Source organism: Alteromonas sp. ABV4_515 (assembly GCF_056160345.1).
The window spans coordinates 33763-57248 of the sequence record NZ_JBSWWZ010000011.1; the positions used below are offsets into that span (position 1 = coordinate 33763).

The following is a 23486-nucleotide window of genomic DNA, read 5'->3' on the forward strand; positions in this document are numbered from 1 at the left end:
TAAACTCGTTTAGTTAGGTATAGTATTTTGAAAGCGGCCTCGCTATTTATAACCATTTCTACTTTCGAAATAAATTCTCACTTGTCTATTTAGAGGACTATGGTGAATATAAATTTTACCATCATATAATTTGTCATAATAACCTATCTTTTCTTCTAAGGATGGATCATTAATTGAAGTGTCCATATACCCATTTAAAAGACAGGTTGAATAGTTTTTTTCTAAATCAATATACTTTTCACTTGGAACTATTTCCATCACGGTCCAATCGCTAAAGATACTAGGAAATGAAATCCTTGAGACTTTGTTAACACTCCCTTTATACTCTAGAATACCCTCAACACACTTTTTCCAGCTTTTGTGAACTAGGATAAGAGCACTTTGCGGATCTGAAACAACCTTAAAATAAGTGGATGTTATTCCTGATGCTAAAATTGCTCCCAATGAAAAAAAAATTAAATTTTTATTCAACATGATTATCTCTAATTAATTTTTACAACATATTTTCTAATTTTGCCACCAATATCTAGCATTAGAAAATTCTAATTTACTATCTATGACAAATCGCTGTGAATAATCAATTTCCGTTGTAAATTGATAGTCTACACCTATCACTTGATTGGTATTTATATCGATTTTATCGAAAGTATAACGATATCTATTTTCTGCATACTCTACAGTTTCAACCATCGTCACATCAATAGTACCTATCCCATCCATAAACTTGACGATAGTTGATGCTCGACCAAGTGATCTTAGATAAGAATTATCGGAAATAAGCTCAATATCAGGAGTTATCACTTTTGCTGCTGCACTAAATGGCCCGATAGATTCAGTTTCACCGAACTCTTCTTTAGGAAAAGTTCTACTTACGTCAACCGCCATAAGTTTTCTAGATCCGCTCTGCATTTTGAATCGAAATTTTTGAGCTTGATTAAACAAAAACTGGAATGCCCCTGTCTGAGCGCCATTTGCAAATTTACCTCCAGAGATTACCGAGGCAGTACCTCCGATAACAGCAGATACAACAGTCCCTTTTGCGATTTCTCCACTGGTCAAGTCTGAACCTCCGGGTAGATATGCGCCACCAATTCCTTTAGTAACACCAGCACTAAAGAAGCCGTGCCCAAATTTACCACCTGCTAGCTCGGCAGCAATACCACCGACAACAGCATGAGATGCTATTTGTTGGGTTATCTGTCCCGATGTCAGTAAATTACCACCGAAACTATGCAACTTGTCGCCAGAAAGAGTATACCCATATCGATTTCCAGTTTTATTGAATATCCCCTTGGTATTGAAATGCTGACCTATTTGTTGGAATGCAGCGCCAGTAAATGCTCCTATTAAAGCTCCCTTCAAACTTCCGCTGGCTATACCGCCAGCGGCAAATCCTACAACAGCTGCATTCCACATGCTAGCGGCAGCCCATTGCCCAACACCGGGTATAAACATTAGTGCCACTGCAACAAATGGTGCAAAGTCACCCAGCAGTTTATTGAAACCTTTGAATATTTTGTCAATAAAATAACCTGAAGGATCGGTGTAACTCAATGGGTTATTCAACACGTAAGAATAGCGATTATAACTCTGGCTGTTTTGAGGGGCCTGGATAAACGGATCAGCCTGCAAGAACCTACCCAAGGTTGGATCATAGATCCGACCATTCATATGGATAATCCCTGCATGCACTATCCCTTCATGACCAGTGAAACCTCGCTGCGTAATATCCAGCGCTGAAATCAGTGACGGGGCCGCCAGGCTCTGCGTGGTCGGCTCCCAGTCGCTCTTATTGATTGACCGCTGTTTGCCCCATGCGTCGAAGTAAAGCTTATCAACGATTTTGCCGTTTTCATCTACCAGTGTGTCCGTGCTGCCCAGGTGGTCTTTGAGCGCATAATGTCGCTTGGTGATACCGGTGCTGTACGTTGTACTCATCCCACCCGGAATATACCGGATGGTCTTGTTGTACTGACCGTTAATGTAGATTTTTTCAACGTTACCGGCATAGTATGTCGTAGTGACTTCGCCATCATTGGTGGTCTCACGCTTAAACCGGCGCCGTGCTGTATCATAAGCAAAAGTCGTCGTTTCCCCCGCGGCTTCAATGGACAGCGGTTTATCAAAATAACTGTAATCGATGTCGCGACCCCGGCCAGTGAGCATATTGCCGTTGTTGTCATAATCGTAAGTATTGTTCGAACAGTTTGCTGAACTTCCTATACCGCTTACGGCATGTGGGCCTGAGCCTGCATAACAATAGTAGCCAATTCCTCGTTTCCATTTGATATTACCGTTATCGAAGTACCGCACTTGCTCGACATTATTAATGTGCGTCAGTCGATTCAAGCTGTCGTACTTAAAGGCTTCCTCATGGTAAGCCGATGTACTTTTCAGAGTGTCCCGGGTACGACTTCTTAAGTTTCCAATGGCGTCAAACTCATAGTGATTATCCTGCAGCAGTCCGGACCCGTTGACACTCGTCAGAATGTCAGTGAGATAGCCGGTTTTGCTGTCATACAGCTTACTGGTCACCGTTTTGCCATTGTTGAGTTTAAAGGATGTGACGTTACCGTAAGCATCCATGGACTCAATTTCCTGATAGACAAGCGGATTACCTCCACCGCTGCTTCTCGCCTCAGAAACTTTAAAGAGATACCCCTGGGCATTGTAATGATTGCGAGTGCCCTGGAATGACCCACTGGCATCAAATTGCTGGAACGTTCTGCCATACTGGTCGTAGGTCACTGAATCGAAGAAGAACTGGTCATCAACAATCGTGATGGTCTGCTCTACTCTGCCGAACGTATCGTAGTAATAGTTTTTTTCTGGGATTGCAGCTGAATTACAGCTCGTACTGTCAATAGTTGAACTGGTTGTTACACATTCTTTCTCAAGTTGATGGTTATCGAATGCATAATACGTCACCTCACCGCCCTGCTTACGGAAAACGGTCCGGCCGATACTGTCACGATAGAACTCTGTGACGACCTGGTTTGCACTGGTCTGTTTAATCAGTTCACCCAAAGCATTATATTCGTAGGTCCATGTGCCCTTGTCAACGTCATCCATCCGCTCCTTCTGACCCAGACTGTTGTAAGTGTTGACGACCAGCACGTCAGAAGTATCTTTAACTTTCGTGAGGTTTCCTGTGGCGTCATAAGAATAGGTCAGAGGATTGACACCGTCATTAACAGCCACCGTTTGCCCTAAAACGTCCTTCGTCTCTGTTTTAGCCTGTGTTTTCATACCCTGATTAAGGGAATCGAACGTCACAGAGGTCTCTGTTGTCAGGCCATTGTAGGTAATTTCAGACACGGAGCCATCGGCACTGGTAACAGACTTAATACGGCCGAACACATCGTATTCCGTGTTCGTCGCCTCAAGATTCCAACTGAACACGGCGCTGCTAAGTCCAGAGACTTTAATCGGAATAGTCTGGCTGACAGCACGGCCATAGCTGTCGTACCGAACATATTGGTGGATCCATTCGTTAGAATCAAAACCTTGCTTAACCGTCGCTACCTGTCGCCCCATCTGGTCATAATATTTATATATAGAAGGAGCGCCCGCGGTCAGTGTCCGCTCAGCATATTCAAACGGCTCGCTGATAGCCGGCGTACCGCCCCACAGGTTACTTGCCAAACGACGGTGAACCCGGGTATAGCCTCCGGCACTATTACTTTGGGCATACAGAACCCCAAATGAATCGTAAGCAAACCGCGAAACAACCCCGTTTATATCCGTTGACTTCGTCACCTGCCCCGCGGCATTTCTGTCAACAACGGTATTGAGCGTGAACTTATCGTTACCACTTTCATCAACAAACTGACCATTGCCGTCATAAATTTGCCACTCACGTCGGAAAACCGTAGTTAATGTTGTATCTGTATCTACATCACTTGCAGAGCAATCTTTGGTACCCATTCCGTCAAATTGAATTTTCTGCTTAACATTACCAAAACTGTCATAACAGTAGCGTGTTGACAGGCTCGATGCGTTATTCGGTCCGGATATTCGTTCATACTCCAGCATGCCAGCAAATGCACCGCTGGAGTAATAATCAAAACTTGACTGTCGCGTAATATTATTATTCGGGAAGCTATCCGCTTTGCTGTGCGTAACAGAAGTCGACGTGACACGTCCAAGCCACCAATCAGCAACACTCTCTGAACCGTAGCTATTTGTGGTAACTACGCTGCCCTTCTGTGTGCTATTAGAATCATAAGTTTTAACGGTGACTTTCGTCAGGTTGGCATGATTGTCACTGTACGTTTGATAAGTGTTATCCGTCACTGTATGAGCTATTTCAAAGCTACTGGTGCCGGCATCATTCAAAGCGTAACTGTAATCTTCACTCTTAGTCAGGTAGGGATAAACAACGCGGCCGCCTTTAAAGGTCTTCTTATCGTACGTGCTCTTTGCATAACTTAACGTGATGGAATCAGGGACCAGCTTGTCGCCATCCTCGTCCAGGCCATTATCCGGCGCGCCCATGTAACTGACGCTGGCCAGCGGCATCCCCGTAAAAGGAAAGTCCTGACGATAGCGTGTTTCTGACGTCACGTCGGTTTGCGGGTCATAGGTCGTCAGCTTCTCGAAGCCCAGCATGCCGCGACCGCCAGCCTGAGCGCGCAAGCCTTCATAAAAGTACTCAACCGATAGTGTGTTATCTGATTCGTAAACCGTGCCTGCGTAGCCAGGGGCTGATGAAAGAACCTCACTGACAACTAAGGCTGAACTAATTAAATCAAAGACTGGTGAACCGGCACCATAGATAAAATCAGATGCGCCAGTTCCTTTTGTATACACACTAGGGTCGTTTAATCTCTTGTATGATATCGTTGTAGAAAGCCCATAACCATAATCGATACTCCTTAACAAGTTTCGATTGTTGAGTGCCCCAGAAGTGCCATAATAAGGTCTGATTGTTTCTGACTGAATATCAGCCCGCATGAAATCTAAATCAGAATCACCATCGAAATTTGCCAGATAAGAAACGTAGCGATATTCATCATACAGTGCACTGTAAAGTTTCACTGGCGTTTGAAATATGCTTCCATCGAACAGATGATAATACCAATCGCCATCAGACTTCTTTTGATAAACAATATCACCTAATCCGTCCTGGTTGACATCTATAACCGACGTATTAACAATTTCATCGCCTTTGACAATTGACCCGTTATCATATTTTAAAACTTGTGAGTCGACGAGTTCTATAGTGCTACTGTGGCTTTGATATAAATTCCACCCGTCACTACCGTTGTAGCCATTCTTAACTAAAATATCAGTAAGGCCATCACCATTAAAGTCACCATATACGGTCTTCACTTCATAACCGCTACTTAATGGTATTTGACTATTTTCATCTAAAAGTGCGGCTAATTCGTAAGCGTTTGTAGTCTCATTTAAAATAAAATTAAAAGCATTCCAGAATTGGGTTTGTATTGTAGCGCCTCGCGCTTTTGTGCATGAGTAGACAATTTTTGCCGTAACGTCTCCCCTACCATCACCGTTAAAGTCTGCGACAATGCTATTTTTCTCAAGGATTATTTGCTTTTTACCTATGGGGTGTTCATCATCACATGTGAATAGGCGTTCTCGCGTGTCTACTTCATATGGCGCAGACAGTGTTCCATTGTCATTTATATATAAAGTTAGCGAACCGAGAGTTTGATTTTCATATATAAGATCAGGAAATCCATCCGCATTGACATCCATCCATTTATTGTAAACAGCCGTTCTGTCAACATCGTGCCCGAGAGCATGCAGTCTCCGAGAGGAGAAATCATAGTAATACCATGCCGGGGTGCCTGAGCTGTAACCGTAGGGAATAACAAGTTCCACCTGGCCATCCGCATCAATATCTAGAGGAAACATTTCAAACGAATTGTTTGTATTTACAGATTGAGTTAGATTCTGAGGAGTTGTAAAGGAAGCTCCCTCTTCATTGTATGATATGTATACCTTAAATGTGTCTCCAGACTTCATAACTAGAATAACATCATCAAAACCATCCGCATTAACATCAACTGGAATACTTCTGTAGTATTCTCCTGCTAAGGAACTGTAATCGACTTCATCGGCATACCACACAGTATTCCTTAACGTAGATGAACTCCAGTTGAAGCTAATAGGCTCTTTACATATTGAACCGCCGTCGCAATTTTCTATAGAAGCCAATCTCAAAGGAGCATTGTTATCGCTGTCAAAAACAGCCTCAGTTGCCACTTCATATGAAAAAATATAATTACCATAGGATACTGTATCCTGATAAAGCTTGATTTCATCAAGTCTAGCCGTCTGCTGTAAATTGGTATCAGATACATAAAAGCTTCGTGGAAGGATACTTGGGTTGCTGGGGTTAGAATCATAGAGAAACTCAATCGTTGATGACCCAGTAGTTATTTCCTTAACAGCTACCTCATTTACCCCAAACTCACCATTGTAATAGTCATATTGAATAATATTTCCAACGTTATCTTCTATTTTGGATAAGTACCAGAAAAGGACCGTTTGGTCAGATTTCTTCAATCGACTTTTCGCATCGCTTCCGTAGTATGATGTAGAACCATCCGCTTGCTCAACAGTGAAACTCAACGGGCCATTCCCACTCGTTCCGGATGCGGAAATTCGGGTTTGCGAGTCAATTTCAGTCCGGTACTCACTACCGCTTTGACCATATTGACCAGATACTAATATTAACCGTTGACCATTAAGACAAAATCTATCTTCGATATCACCAGAGATGGTAAGGTCAATTCCGTCAGTTTCGAATGTCTGTCGGCATCTTGAAATCACGGATGTCGCATTCAAACTCCAGCCAATTCCCATATTAGAATGACCCGAAGTCGAATTGTAACTAACCAATACTTGAGGTTTGATACCACCAGGTCCTGCGATAATATCAATAGGAATTTGATACGTTGCAGAGCCTGATTCATCCACACGAAATTCGCCGGCCAAAGTCCCGACTCGGGCAGATGCATTGTCCTGAGGAGGTAATCCCGCTAATGACGGCGCAACGGGTGTTTCAACTGAGGGCGCTTCATTTCTGGCATAAAAACTACCGCCCCCCGAATTTGCTATCAACTGAACAAGCTCATCTCCCGCTGCACTCCCGAGTGTTACACTTATGTCAGCCAAACCATTTCCGTCCAAATCGGTGTAGCTTACCACTGCGTCCTCAACTAACGCTGGTGATATAGAGCTGAACTCGTTGGCTGTTATCTCCTCTACACTCCAGAGCCCACCCTCTTTAACAAGCTTAAGGATTTCGCCCTCTGCATAAGTCGGCACGACAATAAAGACACTCCCTGCGATAGGTATCCAGTTAGGGTCTGTTTTCAGATAGTAGTCGCCATCCTTTTCATAAACCTCGTAGGATTCATCCAATGCAAATGCAGAAGAACTAAGAAAAATCAACGCAAATCCGAAACAAAGACTGACGAGTTTTTTTATGTTGAGCGTAGTAAAGTCTGACATAAGCTTTCCGTTGCTAATAGCTTGGTTATTCGTTATTTAATTTTGAGGGGTAATCATTTCAGAGCAGGCATTGATGGCTTGCAAACTCAATTAAAATTGACATCGATTCGATAGGCCTTCACGTTCTCCTGAAGACAACCACCAACACCAAATCCAACATCTAATCCTTGCGTAGCTGCGAGTAAGGCTACGCTGTACATCTCTTTTCCTTCAGTGTCGCTCAGTGTGATAGCGACAACATCTTTTCGTGGAGAACCACAACCCTGTGCCATTGCATATTCAGGTGAGAAAAAAATGAATGCCTGGTTTCCATAAGTGCTCATTCGGTGAATTTTTCTGTCAGTCGGGATTTGCTGTGATTCTGCAAAAGAGGAATGCGTGAGGACGAGACTAGGTATGCAGAAGAAAATAGTAAGTAATAATCTGTTCATTTAACATTCCATTGCTGATAGCTACGCTTATTGTTATTAGTTTATTTTCAAAGAAGTTTAGTAATCTTCCCTGTCAAGTCATCCAGACCTGAAGTTCATTATAGTCTTAACATTTAATTAAGGATTTTAAAAGCGCGTTCTCAGCTTAACTTTAAATAACTGCCTAATGAAAATTAAACATGACATGTCGGCAAGCCTGTGCTAACGATAAATAAAAAAACATCACTAACAGGAGAACAAAGTACAGATGAAGCACCGTCTAATACTCGTCCCAATTGCAATGCTATTCGCATTCAGCGCCAATGCGGATACTGTCATGTATGGTGTTAATATTCAGAAAGTCTATGCTCAGAGTAAAGCCGGTAGCACAGCCCATCTCATCAAAATTGATAAAGAATTACCTGAAACTTGCAGTGCTAACCGGCTTTATATCGATTTTGAAGATACAGATTTATTCGCCGCTGTGCTCGCGCTCTATATGGCTGAGAAACAGTTTGATATTGTTTATAACGTCGCGAGTCCGAGTCGTAAGGCCCGTCGCCATGCGACGACAACTTGCAAATTGATAGGAACTTTCTGAGTTACCAAAAGTACACAGGAATGTGCATGAAATTTTTATCGCTACTATTTACTCTTGCCTTTTTGAGCATCAGTAACGCAACGGCTGACACCATTGCATTTGGGAAACTTAGGGGCATTAAAACCTATGACTTTTCAAACAACAAGGTACTTAAACTGTATTTCTCCGAAAACGCCACTCTCAAGCAGGTCGAGGGTTGCAATGGTGTTGCCACCCTGACCTATTCCCAGCATTCAGAAGCGTTTATTACTCAGGTCACGAGTATTGCTCTGACCGCTTATACAACCGGGTTGAAAGTTAGGGCACATTCCAGCGACGACACCTGTGAACTCGATTTCCTATCACTTCAAGAGGCAAACTTCTGATGAGAGTAAGAAGCGTTTTAATTATCAGAACTTGATTTTATCCACATGTAATTAATTTCGCACAGTGCTGTGTCTTCATGGATTCGCAATCTCACTTCGGCATTGGTTGTCACTGCGGTCAGCGCCATGGAATAGATTTCTGAAAATAACGGGTGACTTTTGGCGAGTGTCACATATCTGCCTTCCGGTGGTGTGCAGTTAAGATTAGAAAGACTCGCTTCGTTGGGGATGATTAATACCCTCCCGCCACCTTGAGATGTTGCGGTGACGCGAGTGATAGTGGTATCACAGGCGTTTACGTTATACGTGGCCAGAGCGGAAAATCCAGCTGAAAACAGAGAACAAGCAAAAAGAAGTTTTAAGTAATTCATAATTTTGCATTCGGCTAAAGTTTGAGAATAAATAGGTTGCGTAGAAGCATCCAATATAGCAACATAAAATTAACGGATTAAAAAGAGGCAAGGATTACGCCCGTGAAATTAGTTTATATCTTCATTAGTCTGACATTTCTGTCTACCGCACACGCGGCCGTTCAAAGCACCGAAAAAGGTAAAATCCAGTTTACCGAAGGCCACATTGCGCCCCACTGCCGAACTATCGGATTTAAAGAAAACAACACGAACACGACGCATCGATTCAGAATTAAACGCATTGATGGAAGTGATATCTCAAGTGTTGTTCTCGCCGCCCTGACTACAAACGCCGATGTACAAATCTGGTACGACGAGAATGTAACCACCGGATGCGGAACAGAACCGCAAGTTAATTATATTAGAATTTATAAAGACTAGTTTTGAGTTTTATGAAATTTATCATAAGTGTTCTCACCTGTTTTGCAACTTTAAACGCCATGGTTGGTGCAGCAACTGGAAAATTTTTCGAAACCGAGGCTGGCCCTATAGAGAAGGTTCACCATTTGTTTATTTAAGGAACAATTAGCGATGAAAAAACTAATACAGCTTGCATTATTAGTTTCTCTTTTGATGGCAAATCTTACTGTAAATGCCGCTGACTCAACTCCAGGAATAGTGAAAGAAATAAGACGTGTAGGCTCTGTGATTATAGACTTTGAAGAAGAGATTGGCTGCAATGCAAAAAAAGCCGTCGTAGATGAATCTGATGAGCTCGAAAAAGATGCGCTCAGTATGGCCATGATGGCAATGGCGAGCGGTTACAGATTAAAATTTAGGTATATTGAGTGCAAAACATCCCCCTGGCCCCACGTAAATTCAAAAGATATTGCAATCGTTAAATGATGAGGCGGAAATGAAACGTACTATTTATTTAGCTTAGTGATTTATCTTTCACCCTGCCCATCTAAGTCCGATGTGTATGAGCAATGAAGGATTTATAAAATAAAAATTGACGGCAGCTCAAGCTCAAAATTAGGAAGTAAAATTACGTCACTTAACCAGTTGGGGTTGCGGAACACTGGAGTCAAAAAAGTTTACTCAATTGAAATATAATAAAGTGTTTTTTGCAATATCGAATATTTTGGATACTTCGTTCTCAAAATATTCGTATCGACAAACTAATTCACAAAAAGGATTTTTTTATGAAAAACTATTTAAGCATATTGCTTCTCATCTTAGTATCTACGTCAGCTACCGCAGCTCCTAGTTGTGAAGGCACTGTAATTTCAATTTTGGACTGGCCTAAACAATGCTCGGGGCTTATCGCTTATAAAGTTTCTACAAATGAAAACGCGTGGATTTGCGCAAAAACAGAAAAAAGTGAATCATTGGTTTTGATGGCCTATGCTGCCAAAGCAAATATTTATGTTAGATTGAATGATAACGTTCAGTGTTCAGAAATTGAAAACTATCACATTCCAATGTATATCCGTATACAGTCATGATTTTTAGCATTTTCTAGGTAAACCTTAGTTCAATTTTATAAAGCTAATCGGCAACTATACTAACTTACGCGAAAGATAGAATAGCGATAGAAAATTTAAAGCAATAATTTCAGATAAGGCATTAGCGCTAGCAAGCGTTGAAAAAAGAGGTATTAGTAAAGAAAGAATACCGATAGTGCTCTGATGTAAAAACGTATAAAAGCAAATCCAAATGGAGGAGCTGACGTTCGTCTCTGCTTTGAGTTTTGAATTTTGTTTAAGGAAATTTTATTGTGACAAGCTGTGTTTATAATTGCAGCTACGGATTAAGGATTAAAGGAACTTAGATTTACAAAAAAAGATTAATTCGTACCACTAATAAGAAGGAGTAGTTGAATGTTAAAAAATTTTTTTTGTTTGTTCATTATGGCATTTTCTCTAGATGCCTTTTCTGCTAACCAGGATGTGGAAATAACCGGAGTAGGGGTTAGTGAAAACACAAAAACGGTTTACATCACTGTCACACCAAATATTTCAGGAACTGTTTGTGGTAAAAAATATCAGGTTAGAATAGCTATTGATAGCCTTGTGGCAAAAGAAGTATATTCTGCAGCACTAACTGCACTTGCGAGCTCAAAAACAGTAAGTTTAGGCTATGATAGCTCTAGCTCCGCCCGATGTTTATATAACAATCCTATAATTGAAACCTTCTACATAAAAAAATAAATGAAAATCAAAATATGTCTATAAGGATTATTTAATGAGACTTCTTACCTTGATACCATTACTTTTTCTTTGTTTTTCTTCGCACGCAGATTGGGAAACGAAGTGTTCATCTGTAAAAGAAATTGTAGCTTGGCCGAACGGTGGCGACCAGTATGGATTACGGTTTATTTTGCAAAATAATCCAGATAATTGCGCTGGATTTTGGGTACCGCAAGACAGCAATAATAAAGCAGCTGTGCAAAGTATCTTTTTAACAGCCTTAGCAACAAGTTTACCTGTATGTGTCCAGTTTGATGCGAATCGTACTAAATACAATGGCGCTTGCAAGCTTAACTATGTAAAAATAAAAAGCAATTAGTCTAAATACACAAATAGTATATAATCGAATTCTATGAAAGCGATGATTAATCGCCGAAGTGCAACTCACTAATACCAATAACAAAACTCTCTAACCACACACCTACTAGAATGAAATAAATTAAACAACTCTAATTTAGGAACTTTATGTCCAAGCTAACGTTAGTATCTCTTACCACTCTCTTTTACTTATTTGCTTCCCCAAGCGAAGCTTCGTTTCATTATTGTACAGGAAAAGTAATTGACATTATTACCCGAGCGACACCAGAAGAAACCCAAGTTAGAATCGAAAATATGCAGGGATGGGCTAGTTTAAATTATGGAGATTCAGGACTTAGTGAAATGCATGAACGACAGTTTTCTATGCTTCTATCTGCTTTCATGGCAGAAGAAAACGTTGTTATTGAGTTTGTCAGCAATGAAACAGTAACAAAATGTTCTGATAACCATGATCATTTCCCTATTCGATATGTGCGCGTCAGAAAATAATTTTAGAAAAGATCTACATTGAGATGTCCATTTTTTTCAGTATATTGGAGATCTCATTAATATAATAGTTTTATTTTTTAGGGGGGAGAGGTCACGGGAAATTCGATTAAATTTAATGTTTTATTATTGCAATACGCAAACATGGTTCCAATAATTTTATCAAGCTAAGTGTGTAAAACGCCAATCCAAAGACCGCGAGATGTCTAAGCCAATTGTGGTAATTGATTTTTTCTCCTAATTTATTAAGCACTTTATCAAACTAAAATTTTGTCATAACATTAGCAAATCAAGAGACAAGTGCACTTAATGTAAGTGAAATTCGAAATTTGGCCTCGCACAATGGACTATACGTTTGGACTACGGAATTGACAAAAAAAAACCTACCAATTGTACATATAACGGTTCATATTCTCTTTCAGCAAATGCATCTGAAATATCTAAGAGTATGCTTCTTACCGCTTTTACAACTAAAACCCCTGTTAAATTCGTGATATATAGTGGGTCGTGTGCTAACAATCGGCCTAGCATTGTAGTAGTGAAACTTGCCAATGACTTAAATTATTTATATGAAACATCATAACTTCACGGAATTTATGTCATTGAGATCTTTCTCGAAAAATATCTTTGAAAAGCCACTAATTTTCAACGAATTTTATCAGACCAAAATAATTATCCGCTAATCTCACCTAACGTATAGCAAACTGCCATAGTAGTAGTTGCTCGATATCGGTTTCAGGTTTGCTGAGGTGCTCCAGGCAGTCCATGACATTTTCGAAGACACTGGGTCGTTAGCTTTTGCTGTTTTGATGATTCTGTAAAGAGTGGCGCCTGTATTAGTACCTGTTATTGTCTGGCTTAGCAACTAGTTTTTTCTGCCAATACCGAACAGTTTTATGGTTCGTTATGCGCGGTTGTTGTCGATGGTGAGATGGCCATTGAGTGTATAACGATCCACCTTCATCTGGCAGGCCAGCCAATGTAGGCTGATATTGGCTGGTAAATACAATGTCTAAGCTGCGCATTCCAGAGAAAGTTGCCGCGTGCTATCTTCAATACGGGATTCAAACGTGGTGACTTCGAGCGTAACGTGAACAAACTTGTTACTAGTTCGCTGAAGCCGGATGTCACTGCGTCTGGCATAAAGTTTCTGAATATTTACTGATGCTTACGGCTAAACGCCACCGCCAATAGTCCACTTTGTTCCTGCCATTCGAGAAGCTCTAACCAGGTATTCACGTCTCGTCGTTGATATCGAATGCATGACCTCCTTAGTAAAAGGATATAATTCTGTAGAGACGTTACTTTTTGAACGAGGTAATTAACGGACGCTTAGCTATATTTGGTATTACAAGAAAATGGAACGGTATAGTAAAACCTGGTTGTTACAAGCTCAGGTCATTTATGCTAAATGGATTAAATTTTACGTTTACTATCCGGATGGAATAATTTTTAAAAAACAATTAAAACAACCCAATTCAAAACTGATTTATTTTAAAAAGTTAAAATCTATACAATAGAAAAAATAAAGGCGGCTTATCCGCCTTTATTTTTGAAAATACTCAGTCGCTAAAACCAATTTCATTAACTTTAGCCATATTAGAAACGTTACATCCATTTGCTTCATCGCTGCCTGAAGCTGTACTCTTCGTATACCAAATAGCGATTTTCTTTTTCGACATATGTGCGGCTAGAAGTATTGAAAGTATATTTTTATCCCGTTCCGTCGTTGCATCAAAGATAAACTGCCGCCCAAAATAATCACATGTTGAGTCCTCTGGAGCACTGTTTACTCCAAATTTAACCGTTGATGAACCAAATATCATTGATACTGTTCTTTCTCCGATATATTCCGCACTAACCCCCTGAGTAAAAAGAGCTCCAATAAACAACAGGACAATCCTTCTCATAACAACCTCCAACTCGCTGCCTTTAACTTAGAAAATAAATAGTTCTACCTAAGATCATGCATCTTTATCAATCTATATAAATTTATTTAAATATAAGGTACTACAGTGTCTGAATGTATGAAACACCTTCGGAATCACTATGGAAATTACAGTTGCCGCTTCCAACTACTCGGATAGTCAACCCTGACGCTTTAGCAGTTAAAATAGCAGAATAGATCGCTTTACCTTTATCAGTTGTAGCATCAACCACATAGCGACGAGTAACGTTGCAAGTTACTTCCAATTCATTTCTAGGAGGCATTGAATCTAACTGGAACCATACTTTCTGGTTGACCCACATAGTAGCTACTCTACCTTGCACAGTGTCAGCATTTGCCTGGCCCTGAATTAAGAAAATTAGATTTAAAAATATATATTTAAGTCGCATAACAGATTCCATATTCTTAGCTAGCAGTAAATTAATTTCACCTATTAAACAGCGAAAAACCATCCTTGTCTACATCACTTAACTTCAAAGGTAATTCCAATCATCATCCTACTTAAATTTATCACTACATTTCCTCCCTTACCTCTTTATTTCAGTTTATGAAATTTCAGAAAAAGCAACTAAAATTAAAGATAAGCGCGAGGAGCAGCAAAAAAGAAAACAAGAATCACTTGAAATTTATAAACTCGGCGTTTTATAAGTTAATTCAAGAAGTGATTTCACCTGATTATTGGGGTGATCCCCCTGCTCCGAGTTACCAACAGTATGAATATTTTAAGGGCTATCTGCAGGACTCATTCTATATCGACGACGTAGTTGAAATGTCAATGTTAATTGTTATGGTGTTTCGCTAAGCGTGTACCGGTGAAAACGGATGGCGGATTGTTAATTTGTCTTCCGACAGCCTTTCATTCTTATAACCACTGAAAATTGCCGGTAATTATGTTGCCAGAAACGACACAGATAAATACTTCATCTACACCGTACTCACTCACTTGAAATTTGTAGATTTAACAAATACTAACACAACGGTTAGTGTCTCGCCCCCCCCACCAGCAGGCCAGGGAAAACTGCTTATTAACTAGTAGAGCGAAGTAAGTCCCTTTAAGCCAACAATTTTTATTTACGTTACGACAGACCACTGCTCGCCAGTCAGCTTGAACAGACTGTTGGTTTCAAATGAAGGGCGTTAATCACGAAATTCAGTGATGTAAACTAGGTAATTTTTTATTAAAATCGATGCATAGTGCTATGCATTAGACAGTAGCCACAGCCTGAACTTTTTCAATGGTGTCCTTACGAGCACTACTCGTTTAGCGGGTCGGGCTGGGACGCGGAGGCAATAAGCAATTGACAATTTCCGCGCAAACACTTCATTGCAATGTCCTGCAAACCATGCCGATTACGGTTGCGTAATGTCATTTCTCTCCGAAGAGTACTTTTACCATTTTGATGTAAAACGTATTTGCCACTTCGAACACGGGCCTTTCGGTGTTGATAAGGTCAAGTGTTTTTTCTATGTCCAGGGCATGTTGATGGTGCACTTTCAGGACTCGCATTTCGACATTACAGCGAAAACCTTAATTGACTAGATACGGTGATGAAGCAGAGGTATATGAAATATTACAAACGCAGTGATTTTACTAATGCGGAATTCCAGCAAGTCCCTGAAGATGCAGCCGTAAACCAGGTGTCAGATTTTTGAATATGTATCAATCATGAGGTCGCTCAACTAAAAAACAACTCGGTTCCCTCTGAATGATCTATTCGAAAGACGAGAGCCATTATGTCATCTCAAATTTCAAAAAAATGTGTCACTGAACAACTTTAAAAGAGGGTTATCTAGCTCGGCGGCAAGTAACGGATGAATTACTTTCACCTAGTTTATATCAGGCAAAATATTTCTTAATACCCCATAACGCTATTGTGTCGCCCTGCCTGCCTTACAGGCGGGCTGGACTGAGCCTTAACTTTAAATTAAGACTGTGTAAACCCAGTTTGTGTTGCTAACCCAATAACGGTAACTTCGCGTATCAGGGACTAGCATTGATAGTCGACTGGTGACATTCTGTACTTGCTCGCGGGAGGAGCTTTCAACGGCATCGCCTTATCCCCCTCAGTGATCCCTCTACGCATCAATAAGCTCATCTTTCGACATGCTCGAACGCCCATCAATATCAATTTCCTGCGCACGCTCATAAAGTTCATCTTTGGTCCACTCTTCATATTTTTTGGCTTTACCGCCCTTCTCAGACGGATGCTGATTAGGATTCGCCTGCGCGTTAGAAATCCGCGCGGCTTTTTCCTTGCTGTAGCCTTTGTCTCTTAATGCTTCGTAACGATCATCGTTTTTTATCTGATTACCGTGGTCAGTGGCCATTACCGTCTCCTCAAACTTGAACTTAAGAACGTTGAATTCAGATTTGTTACGCAAGATAAGCGGCGAAAGATTAGATAAATTAAAGGGGATTTATGACCTGCTCAAAGTGCTTGAGCAGGCAAAATGTAGGAAGAACGAATTGAAAATTTGAGGGTATCTTACTTTCCGCTGGCAACCCGGTTGGCGTCAAAAATTTCAATCCAATAGCCATCGGGATCTTTAATAAAAGCTATATTGTTCATCTTGCCGTCGGCTAAACGCTTCTGAAACGCCACACCAAGTTCTTCGAAGCGAGCACATGCGCCTTCGAGATCGGGGACGTGAAAACCGATATGGCCGAAGCCCCGAGGTTCGCTGTTTCCATTGTGGTACGTTTTATTCTCTGCGGTATCGCCCCAGTTGTGGGTAAGCTCTAACATGGCAGGACGTCCGAAGGTTTGCGCCGTGCGCTCAGCTTCATCGCTGCTGATATCAGAAAAGTCTTCTCCGTGCGTCAAAAAATACAAACTGAACGCCATGTCTGGAAAATCCAACTTTTTCAATAACGTCATGCCCATCACCCGAGTGTAAAAGTCCAGTGACCGTTCGGGATCAGCAATACGTAGCATGGTTTGGTTAAACACGAAGCCGTTCGTTGCCGGATCTTTCTGTTCACATAAACCGTCTGCTTTTTCGAAATGGCGAGTCATTCATTTACCTTTGTAATAACGAGTTGAATTAATCGAATTGGGGGCAAAATATGCCAACGCAACCTTTTTACTTACTGCGCGTTATTTGTTGCCGGATAAGGCTCGAGAAGCTCACGGACTAAATCTGACAGTGCACGCTGTACACTAATATTGTCGCTGGCATCCAGTTCTGCGCTACCGGCCGCACTATAGATAAAGCTGCCATTTTTTATGACATCAATCTGCAAGTTTTGATATTCAGAGACCTGCTCACCCACAGGCACACTGAAGATACTGCCCAGCGAAATACCGGTGGTACGGCCAAATACGCCGGTGCCCAATCCCAAGCTTACCGATTTACCATCTTGCTTTCGCGCTGTTGTCGGCAAAAATGCGACTTCTATGTCGGCATCAGCCTGACCAACTGGGCTTAAACCTTTACCCCGCATGATGGAAGTAATGGCGGATTCGAGTTGATTTTCAAGAGTGAGGTTAACGGAGTTCAGCGGAGGCTTCACATAGAAGGTTTTGATGGCAGCAAAGTTTTGTTGCTCATCCATATTAATTTGGGGCTTATTAGAGGCACAGCCTGATAACAACATGAGAGACATGACGGCGAACAGAAAAAATCGCACCGGCGCTGAAGACATAATCGCTTCCACCACTTAAAAGTATTGATGATATGAGTTAAACGAAGTGAGACCGGAAAAAGGATCGCTTTAGTTCACTGCCGTTTGAAAACGCATTTCCACTTGCAAGCCACCTTTGTCAGCTCGGCGGAACACGAGTTTACCACTGTTCAGTCTCACCGCCTCTGCAGTTATGGCCAAACCGAGTCCAAGGCCACCAGTCTCACTGCTTCTCGCGCTATCTGTTCGATAAAATGCGTCGGTAAGTCGCGCTAAATCAGACTCTTCCACTCCGGGACCGTCGTCATTGATCACAATAATGACTTCATTATTCTCAAGAGCACAACGTAATGATACCGATGATGCTGCATATTTGAACGCATTGCGCACTACATTCTCAATCGCGGTGATAAACGGCTCTTCATACACGGTAAGAGTGGCATCACATAACGTATGCTGCCACTGCATGTCCAGCCCTTCAGCTTCAAATGCCGCGTCTTCACAGAGCGCTTCGAGCAACGAGGAAACACTCAAGGTTACCATGCCCTGCTGAATCGCCCTCGCCTCCATGGTGGTTAGGTCGGATAGCCGCTGAATATGCAAATTAAGTAGTTCATTTTCCCGCTCAGCGCGCTCTAGCAGAGGGAATAATGCCGGATCTTCACATTTGCGGCGTACCAGCGCCAGGGTCATTTGCAGTCGGGTTAACGGCGTTCTGAGTTCATGTGAAATATCGGCACTCTGACGTTTTTGATTTTGAATAAGGGCAGCAATTTTTGCTGTCATTTCATTAAACTGAGCAAAAAGCCGGGTGAAAGGCGCAGAAGATGCATACTCACTGTCTTTACTGCTGGCGTTATCGAACTCAATACGATGAGACAAGCCGCCATTCCCCACGGTCGAGAAAGCTGTGCCTAGCCGGTTTAACGGGCGGGCAATTGAACGCACGAGTAACCAACTCATTACAGAAGTCACAAGCACAAAGATAGACGCCATTAACCACCAAGGCATCGCCTGAAAAATATCTTCTGGGCGTGGCCGTTCAGGACGCCATAAAATGAGCTTCCAATCGGGGCGAGAACTCAGTGTTGCGGGTCCGATCATGCGTGTCCATTCCATGTTGATGTCGCGAGGATGTTCACCGCGGGCGAACAACCAGAAACGTCGGCTATCAAAACGGCTCTTTAGCGAATCTCTTACTGGCGCACTGCTGACAACGATCTCAAGCTCTTCATTAATGATAAACCATTGGAATGGCATTCTTTCATCCAGATCTCGATACCGTGATCGAATCTCCCGGCGGTTATCCCCTGTTTCTGCCACCACGGCATTCATTTTCTTCGCAAAATTTTCCAGCAGGTGGTTTTCACGGGAAGTGAGATGAGAGTTATCTGAAAGTTCCTGCATGATGTAAGCAGGGATGGCAATAGAAAGTAAGCACACCAGAATAGTCAGCCAAAACCAACTCAGCACCTTGAGATTAAAATTACGAATGGAGCGCATATCAGACGAAAATTCCGTAACCACGGCCGCGTTGGCTTTTTATATCCACCGAGGAGTTCACAGCATTGAGCTTTTTGCGCAGGTTACTGATGTGCGTATCAATACTGCGATCGAACGCTTGTAGCCTCCGGCCAAGACAAGTTTCTGATAGCACATCTTTGCTGATAAGTTCGCCGACCTTGCTTCCTAAATACTTAAGTAAGGCATATTCGCTGCCCGTTAGTTCCAGCTCGCTACCATGACAATTGACTGACATTTTTTGTGTATCAATTTCAATGTCACCGACTTGAAGTAACATTTTTTTGTTTTCGCGCGCCGCCTCTGAGGATGTTGATGGCTTATCGCCGGTCCGTCGAATAATGGCCCGAATTCTTGCCAACAGTTCACGGTCGTTGAACGGTTTTGCCAGATAATCATCTGCGCCCAACTCCAAGCCAAGTACTTTATCTAAGTCATCCCCTCTTGCCGTGAGCATAAGTACTGGCAACTCGCTCTGCTGGCGAATGCCTTTAAGCACATCCAGTCCATTCATTTTCGGTAGCATCACGTCTAACAGCACCAAGTCGATGTCGGCAGAGGTAAGCGCGGCCTGCAAACCAGCTTCACCATCGGCACAATGGACAACATCGTAGCCAGACATACTGAGAAACTCAGTAAGTAACTCGGCAAGACCTTTATCATCTTCAATTAATAGAATGCTCATTGGCGCCCTGTTTTTACTCTAACATGGCTAATAATGCCTGACTTTTCATATGTTCACACCAGATTTGCACTTCTTAACGTTTCGTGACATTCAGCGCGCTAGTATGAAGCTGTCCTCAATAAGAGGCTGAACAAATTTCCAGGAGAACATTATGAAACGTTCACTTAAAAAGATTGGTCTGGTCAGCATCGCAGCAGTGTTCATGGGCGCAAGTATCAATGGGCTAGCGCTGGCTGCAAATAGTGCCGACGATAAAGCGGATCGTATGGAACAAACCATGCCGCCGATGATGCACAAAATGATGAAAGACATTGAGCTAACCGACGCGCAAAAGCAAAAACTTGAGACACTTAAAGAGAAACAAAAGGCGCTGCGCGACGAATTCTGGACGGTATTCACTGACGAACAGAAAACGGCCATGTTACAAAAAATGATGTCTCGTGAGAAAAGAGATATGCGCGGCGGTCCACGTGGTGAAGGTCGTCATGACAAAGGCCCACGCGATAAAGGCGAGCGTAAGCGTTGGCGTGATGCGGCGCCAGAAGACACGCCAAAAACAGATGCAGAGCAGTAAGCTCAGCCCTCATTAAAAGTGAGATGAAACTAACGGGTCACCTTGGGTGGCCCGTTTTTTTTTAAATTGCACGCTCATTTGCTCCAAATCGCACGCAGTTCATTTTTTGTTCTACACTAAAAATTCTCCTTCTATAACCGGACAATTCTGAAAATGGATTTGGCACCTATCGATATCCTTTGGGTTCTTATTTCTGCTGGACTCGTGATGTTTATGCAAGCAGGTTTCACCATGTTGGAATCAGGCTTTGTACGAGCAAAAAACAGCTACAACGTCGCAATAAAAAATGTCAGTGATTTCATCGTAGCGGTCATTGCCTTCTGGTGCGTGGGTTATGCTCTCATGTTCGGCAGCGACGGGGGAACATTTGTGGCGTTTTCCGGCTTTATGGGCAGCGAAGTGACCACCCCTTCCACGATTGCGTTTTTTATTTTCCAGGCTACTTTCGCCGGAACGGCTGCCACCATCGTTGCCGGCGCGGTGGCAGAGCGAGCGAAATTCAATGCTTATCTTATTGTTACCATTGTGATAAGTGCCATTATTTACCCTGTGTCTGGTCATTGGGCGTGGGGCAGTATCGCCGGTGCTGAGCATGTAGGCTGGTTGGAAGCCCGTGGCTTTGTTGATTTCGCTGGTTCTACTGTTGTGCATTCAGTAGGCGCATGGGTCGCCCTGGCAGGTGTTATTGTACTTGGAGCACGAAAAGGCCGGTTCAACGAGAAAAAAGAACCGCAACCTATTGCCGGACACAATTTGCTTCTTTCCACCTTAGGTGTCTTTATTTTGTTTTTTGGCTGGTTCGGTTTCAATGGCGGTAGTCAATTAGCAGCCGACGATGCTGTTCCTGGTATTATACTCAATACAATGCTCTCTGCTGCCGGCGGTGGCCTTGCCTGCATTGTGATGGCGGCGGCCTTGGGCAAGGGTAAAATTGCCGTCGAAAAAACGCTGAATGGCGTATTGGGAGGCTTGGTTAGCATTACCGCTGGCTGCGCGCTTATATCACCGAATTATGCACTCATTGTGGGTGCGTTAGGTGGCATCATAGTTTATTTCGCTGAAGACTGGCTCATCTATCAATTTAAGCTCGATGATCCTGTGGGAGCCATTGCAGTTCATGGATTTGGTGGCGTATGGGGCACACTGGCACTCGCATTCTTCGCCGATCCGTCAGTTTTGCCTGCAGGCAGTGCCCTTTCTCAAGCAGCAACGCAAGTCACCGGTATTGTCGCTTATTTTGTCTGGGCTTTCGGACTCGGATACCTGGTATTTTTCATTCTTAACAAACTTCACGATTTGCGTGTTTCAGGTGGTGATGAAGACTTAGGCCTGAATGTGGTAGAACATGGTGCCCGCACGGTGTGGCTAGATACAATGCAGACCATGGACAAAATCGTAAAAGAAAAGGATTTATCACTTCGTGCCCCAGTAGAATACGGCACCGAAGCCGGAGAAACCGCGCTGGCATTTAATCAGTTACTCGGCGATTTTGAACAAAGTATTCGCATGATGTCTGCTACGGCCAGCGATATTCTCAGTCATGTTGAAAAGGTAAAACCTGAAGTCGATCATGCGGAAACGACCAGTTCGGAACAAAAACACAGTACAACTTCTGTGAGTGCTATGACCAGCAGTATCCTGGAAAAAGCCAATCAAATTCATGAACTTGTTAATCAGGGGGTAGCAAACACCCGTAACAGTCATCAGCAAGCCTCTTCAAATATTACGCGAATTCAATCATTTATCGATGAGTTTCATACCCTTCACAACGAACTAATGGCATCTAGCAAGAGTGCACAAGCCTTGTCAGAACATATTGTATCAATCGGTAGCGTGGTTGAATTGATCCAATCAATTGCTGAGCAAACGAACCTGTTGGCGTTGAATGCAGCCATAGAATCCGCCCGTGCGGGCGAAAATGGCCGGGGGTTTGCGGTCGTTTCCGATGAAGTGCGAGAGTTGGCAATGAAAACCCACGACGCGACTGAAAAAATTCAAATGGAAATTGAACAATTGCAACGAGAAAGTTTGAATAATGCTCAACAATTGTCCAGCTGCGCAACCATTGCCACACGCTCATCAGAAGATGCTAGCACTATGATTCACTCGTTTCGCCAGCTGGCGGAAGACATTGATGCGATAACCTTACTCAACCAAAAAATTGTTGAATCGACGCACTCGCAATTGGCATCGGTTGAAAATGCAGAGCAATTACTTCGCTCGATTTCTAATGGTAGTGATGAGAATCACCATCATTGCCTGGCGATAAAACAGGAAGCTGAGGCACTATCCAGGGCTGCGGTTACTTTTGGTAAGGTATCTGGTCAATATCGTTTTGCCTAACATCAACATGACTAAATTGAAACGTACACAAAGTGAGCGCGGACAACATAATCCGCACTAATGAGCTAACGATCGATGTTATTCTCACATTTGTAACGCCCCCCGTTACAAATGTGAGAGCTGGCGGGGACTGCGCCCCTTTTACGGCTACATTTTCACCAGTAAATGAATTGTTATTAAAATTATCCGAATTTCTTTTTAATTTTACATATCTAGCGGGCTGCTGGTTCGTTAACCAATTGGCTTTCATTAATTTTTTTGTAACTTATTGATGTTTAGATAATCTTACGTTTACTAGGTGCATTTTGGCCAACCCACCACTTTCTCTGCTGCACTGCAGCATGCCAACATCGATATCTGGCCCGACTTTCTCAGGGTTAAAATTTGATGTAGAGTCAGATGTCAGATAAGTCATGGGTCACAAAAAACCACTAAAAACCATAACTTGTCTTTTAAAACGGCTACACTGAATAATTATCAATATAGGGCCAGGCACACCGCCAACTTGTTGTTAAAGGAA

The 23486-nt window shown here is 42.4% G+C and carries 21 protein-coding genes and 1 pseudogene; 10 read left to right on the forward strand and 12 right to left on the reverse strand.

Translation table 11 applies throughout. From position 1 onward, the window contains the following. Positions 1-42 precede the first annotated feature (42 nt). The 3 genes from ACXAGX_RS19900 to ACXAGX_RS19910 form a co-directional block, all read right to left on the reverse strand. Entirely contained in the window at positions 43-474 is a 432-nt protein-coding gene (locus ACXAGX_RS19900; RefSeq protein ID WP_474840532.1) for a hypothetical protein, read from the reverse strand. 33 nt (positions 475-507) lie between these two features. Continuing rightward, a complete protein-coding gene (locus ACXAGX_RS19905) occupies positions 508-7488 on the reverse strand; it encodes an FG-GAP-like repeat-containing protein (protein WP_474840534.1) in 6981 nt (2326 codons plus the stop codon). Positions 7489-7574: 86 nt separating this feature from the next. After that, positions 7575-7919 carry a hypothetical protein gene (locus ACXAGX_RS19910; protein WP_474840536.1) on the reverse strand — a complete coding sequence of 115 codons (345 nt, stop codon included), beginning with the start codon at positions 7917-7919 and terminating at the stop codon, positions 7575-7577. A gap of 247 nt (positions 7920-8166) precedes the next feature. On the opposite strand from ACXAGX_RS19910, the gene ACXAGX_RS19915 reads away from it, so the two are divergent. Together ACXAGX_RS19915 and ACXAGX_RS19920 are read left to right on the forward strand one after the other, a co-directional pair. Then, a complete protein-coding gene (locus tag ACXAGX_RS19915) occupies positions 8167-8499 on the forward strand; it encodes a hypothetical protein (protein ID WP_474840538.1) in 333 nt (110 codons plus the stop codon). A gap of 26 nt (positions 8500-8525) precedes the next feature. Further along, on the forward strand, positions 8526-8864 hold the full coding sequence (locus tag ACXAGX_RS19920; RefSeq protein ID WP_474840540.1) for a hypothetical protein: 339 nt from the start codon (positions 8526-8528) through the stop codon (positions 8862-8864). 17 nt (positions 8865-8881) lie between these two features. Here ACXAGX_RS19920 and ACXAGX_RS19925 read toward each other — a convergent pair whose 3' ends face one another. Beyond that, complete coding sequence (locus ACXAGX_RS19925; protein ID WP_474840542.1) at positions 8882-9235, reverse strand: hypothetical protein; 354 nt, start codon at positions 9233-9235, stop codon at positions 8882-8884. Between the two features lie 102 nt (positions 9236-9337). Here ACXAGX_RS19925 and ACXAGX_RS19930 point away from each other — a divergent pair, with 102 nt between their 5' ends. The 6 genes from ACXAGX_RS19930 (at position 9338) to ACXAGX_RS19955 (ending at position 12273) form a co-directional block, all read left to right on the forward strand. After that, positions 9338-9655, forward strand: coding sequence for a hypothetical protein (locus ACXAGX_RS19930; RefSeq protein WP_474840544.1), 318 nt, complete (start codon positions 9338-9340; stop codon positions 9653-9655). 150 nt (positions 9656-9805) lie between these two features. Next, positions 9806-10120: a hypothetical protein gene (locus tag ACXAGX_RS19935; protein ID WP_474840546.1), complete on the forward strand. Its 315-nt coding sequence runs from the start codon at positions 9806-9808 to the stop codon at positions 10118-10120. A gap of 299 nt (positions 10121-10419) precedes the next feature. Beyond that, positions 10420-10722, forward strand: a complete 303-nt coding sequence (locus ACXAGX_RS19940) for a hypothetical protein (protein WP_474840548.1) — start codon at positions 10420-10422, stop codon at positions 10720-10722. 375 nt (positions 10723-11097) lie between these two features. Then, the gene (locus ACXAGX_RS19945; protein ID WP_474840550.1) at positions 11098-11427 is read left to right on the forward strand and encodes a hypothetical protein; all 330 of its coding nucleotides are present in this window, start codon (positions 11098-11100) and stop codon (positions 11425-11427) included. A 34-nt stretch (positions 11428-11461) separates the two neighbouring features. After that, complete coding sequence (locus tag ACXAGX_RS19950) at positions 11462-11785, forward strand: hypothetical protein (protein ID WP_474840552.1); 324 nt, start codon at positions 11462-11464, stop codon at positions 11783-11785. Between the two features lie 146 nt (positions 11786-11931). Continuing rightward, complete coding sequence (locus tag ACXAGX_RS19955) at positions 11932-12273, forward strand: hypothetical protein (protein ID WP_474840554.1); 342 nt, start codon at positions 11932-11934, stop codon at positions 12271-12273. A gap of 686 nt (positions 12274-12959) precedes the next feature. Here the strand turns inward: ACXAGX_RS19955 and ACXAGX_RS19960 are convergent. The 8 genes and pseudogenes from ACXAGX_RS19960 to ACXAGX_RS19995 form a co-directional block, all read right to left on the reverse strand. Continuing rightward, a pseudogene (locus ACXAGX_RS19960) lies at positions 12960-13231 on the reverse strand (IS66 family transposase); the annotation flags it as partial. Between the two features lie 601 nt (positions 13232-13832). Then, positions 13833-14180: a hypothetical protein gene (locus ACXAGX_RS19965; protein WP_474840556.1), complete on the reverse strand. Its 348-nt coding sequence runs from the start codon at positions 14178-14180 to the stop codon at positions 13833-13835. Positions 14181-14280: 100 nt separating this feature from the next. Continuing rightward, on the reverse strand, positions 14281-14607 hold the full coding sequence (locus ACXAGX_RS19970) for a hypothetical protein (protein WP_474840558.1): 327 nt from the start codon (positions 14605-14607) through the stop codon (positions 14281-14283). A 1687-nt stretch (positions 14608-16294) separates the two neighbouring features. Then, complete coding sequence (locus ACXAGX_RS19975; protein WP_474840560.1) at positions 16295-16546, reverse strand: DUF7218 family protein; 252 nt, start codon at positions 16544-16546, stop codon at positions 16295-16297. Positions 16547-16704: 158 nt separating this feature from the next. Beyond that, positions 16705-17235 carry a lactoylglutathione lyase gene (gene gloA / locus ACXAGX_RS19980; protein WP_474840562.1) on the reverse strand — a complete coding sequence of 177 codons (531 nt, stop codon included), beginning with the start codon at positions 17233-17235 and terminating at the stop codon, positions 16705-16707. Positions 17236-17306: 71 nt separating this feature from the next. Then, positions 17307-17864: a DUF4136 domain-containing protein gene (locus ACXAGX_RS19985; protein WP_474840564.1), complete on the reverse strand. Its 558-nt coding sequence runs from the start codon at positions 17862-17864 to the stop codon at positions 17307-17309. Between the two features lie 69 nt (positions 17865-17933). After that, positions 17934-19346, reverse strand: a complete 1413-nt coding sequence (locus ACXAGX_RS19990; RefSeq protein WP_474840566.1) for an ATP-binding protein — start codon at positions 19344-19346, stop codon at positions 17934-17936. Between the two features lies 1 nt (position 19347). After that, positions 19348-20049 carry a response regulator gene (locus ACXAGX_RS19995; RefSeq protein WP_474840568.1) on the reverse strand — a complete coding sequence of 234 codons (702 nt, stop codon included), beginning with the start codon at positions 20047-20049 and terminating at the stop codon, positions 19348-19350. Between the two features lie 151 nt (positions 20050-20200). Here ACXAGX_RS19995 and ACXAGX_RS20000 point away from each other — a divergent pair, with 151 nt between their 5' ends. Beyond that, positions 20201-20623 (forward strand): hypothetical protein, encoded by a 423-nt coding sequence (locus tag ACXAGX_RS20000; protein WP_474840570.1) that lies wholly within the window; start codon positions 20201-20203, stop codon positions 20621-20623. 153 nt (positions 20624-20776) lie between these two features. Then, on the forward strand, positions 20777-22966 hold the full coding sequence (gene amt, locus ACXAGX_RS20005) for an ammonium transporter (protein WP_474840572.1): 2190 nt from the start codon (positions 20777-20779) through the stop codon (positions 22964-22966). Positions 22967-23486 lie beyond the last annotated feature (520 nt).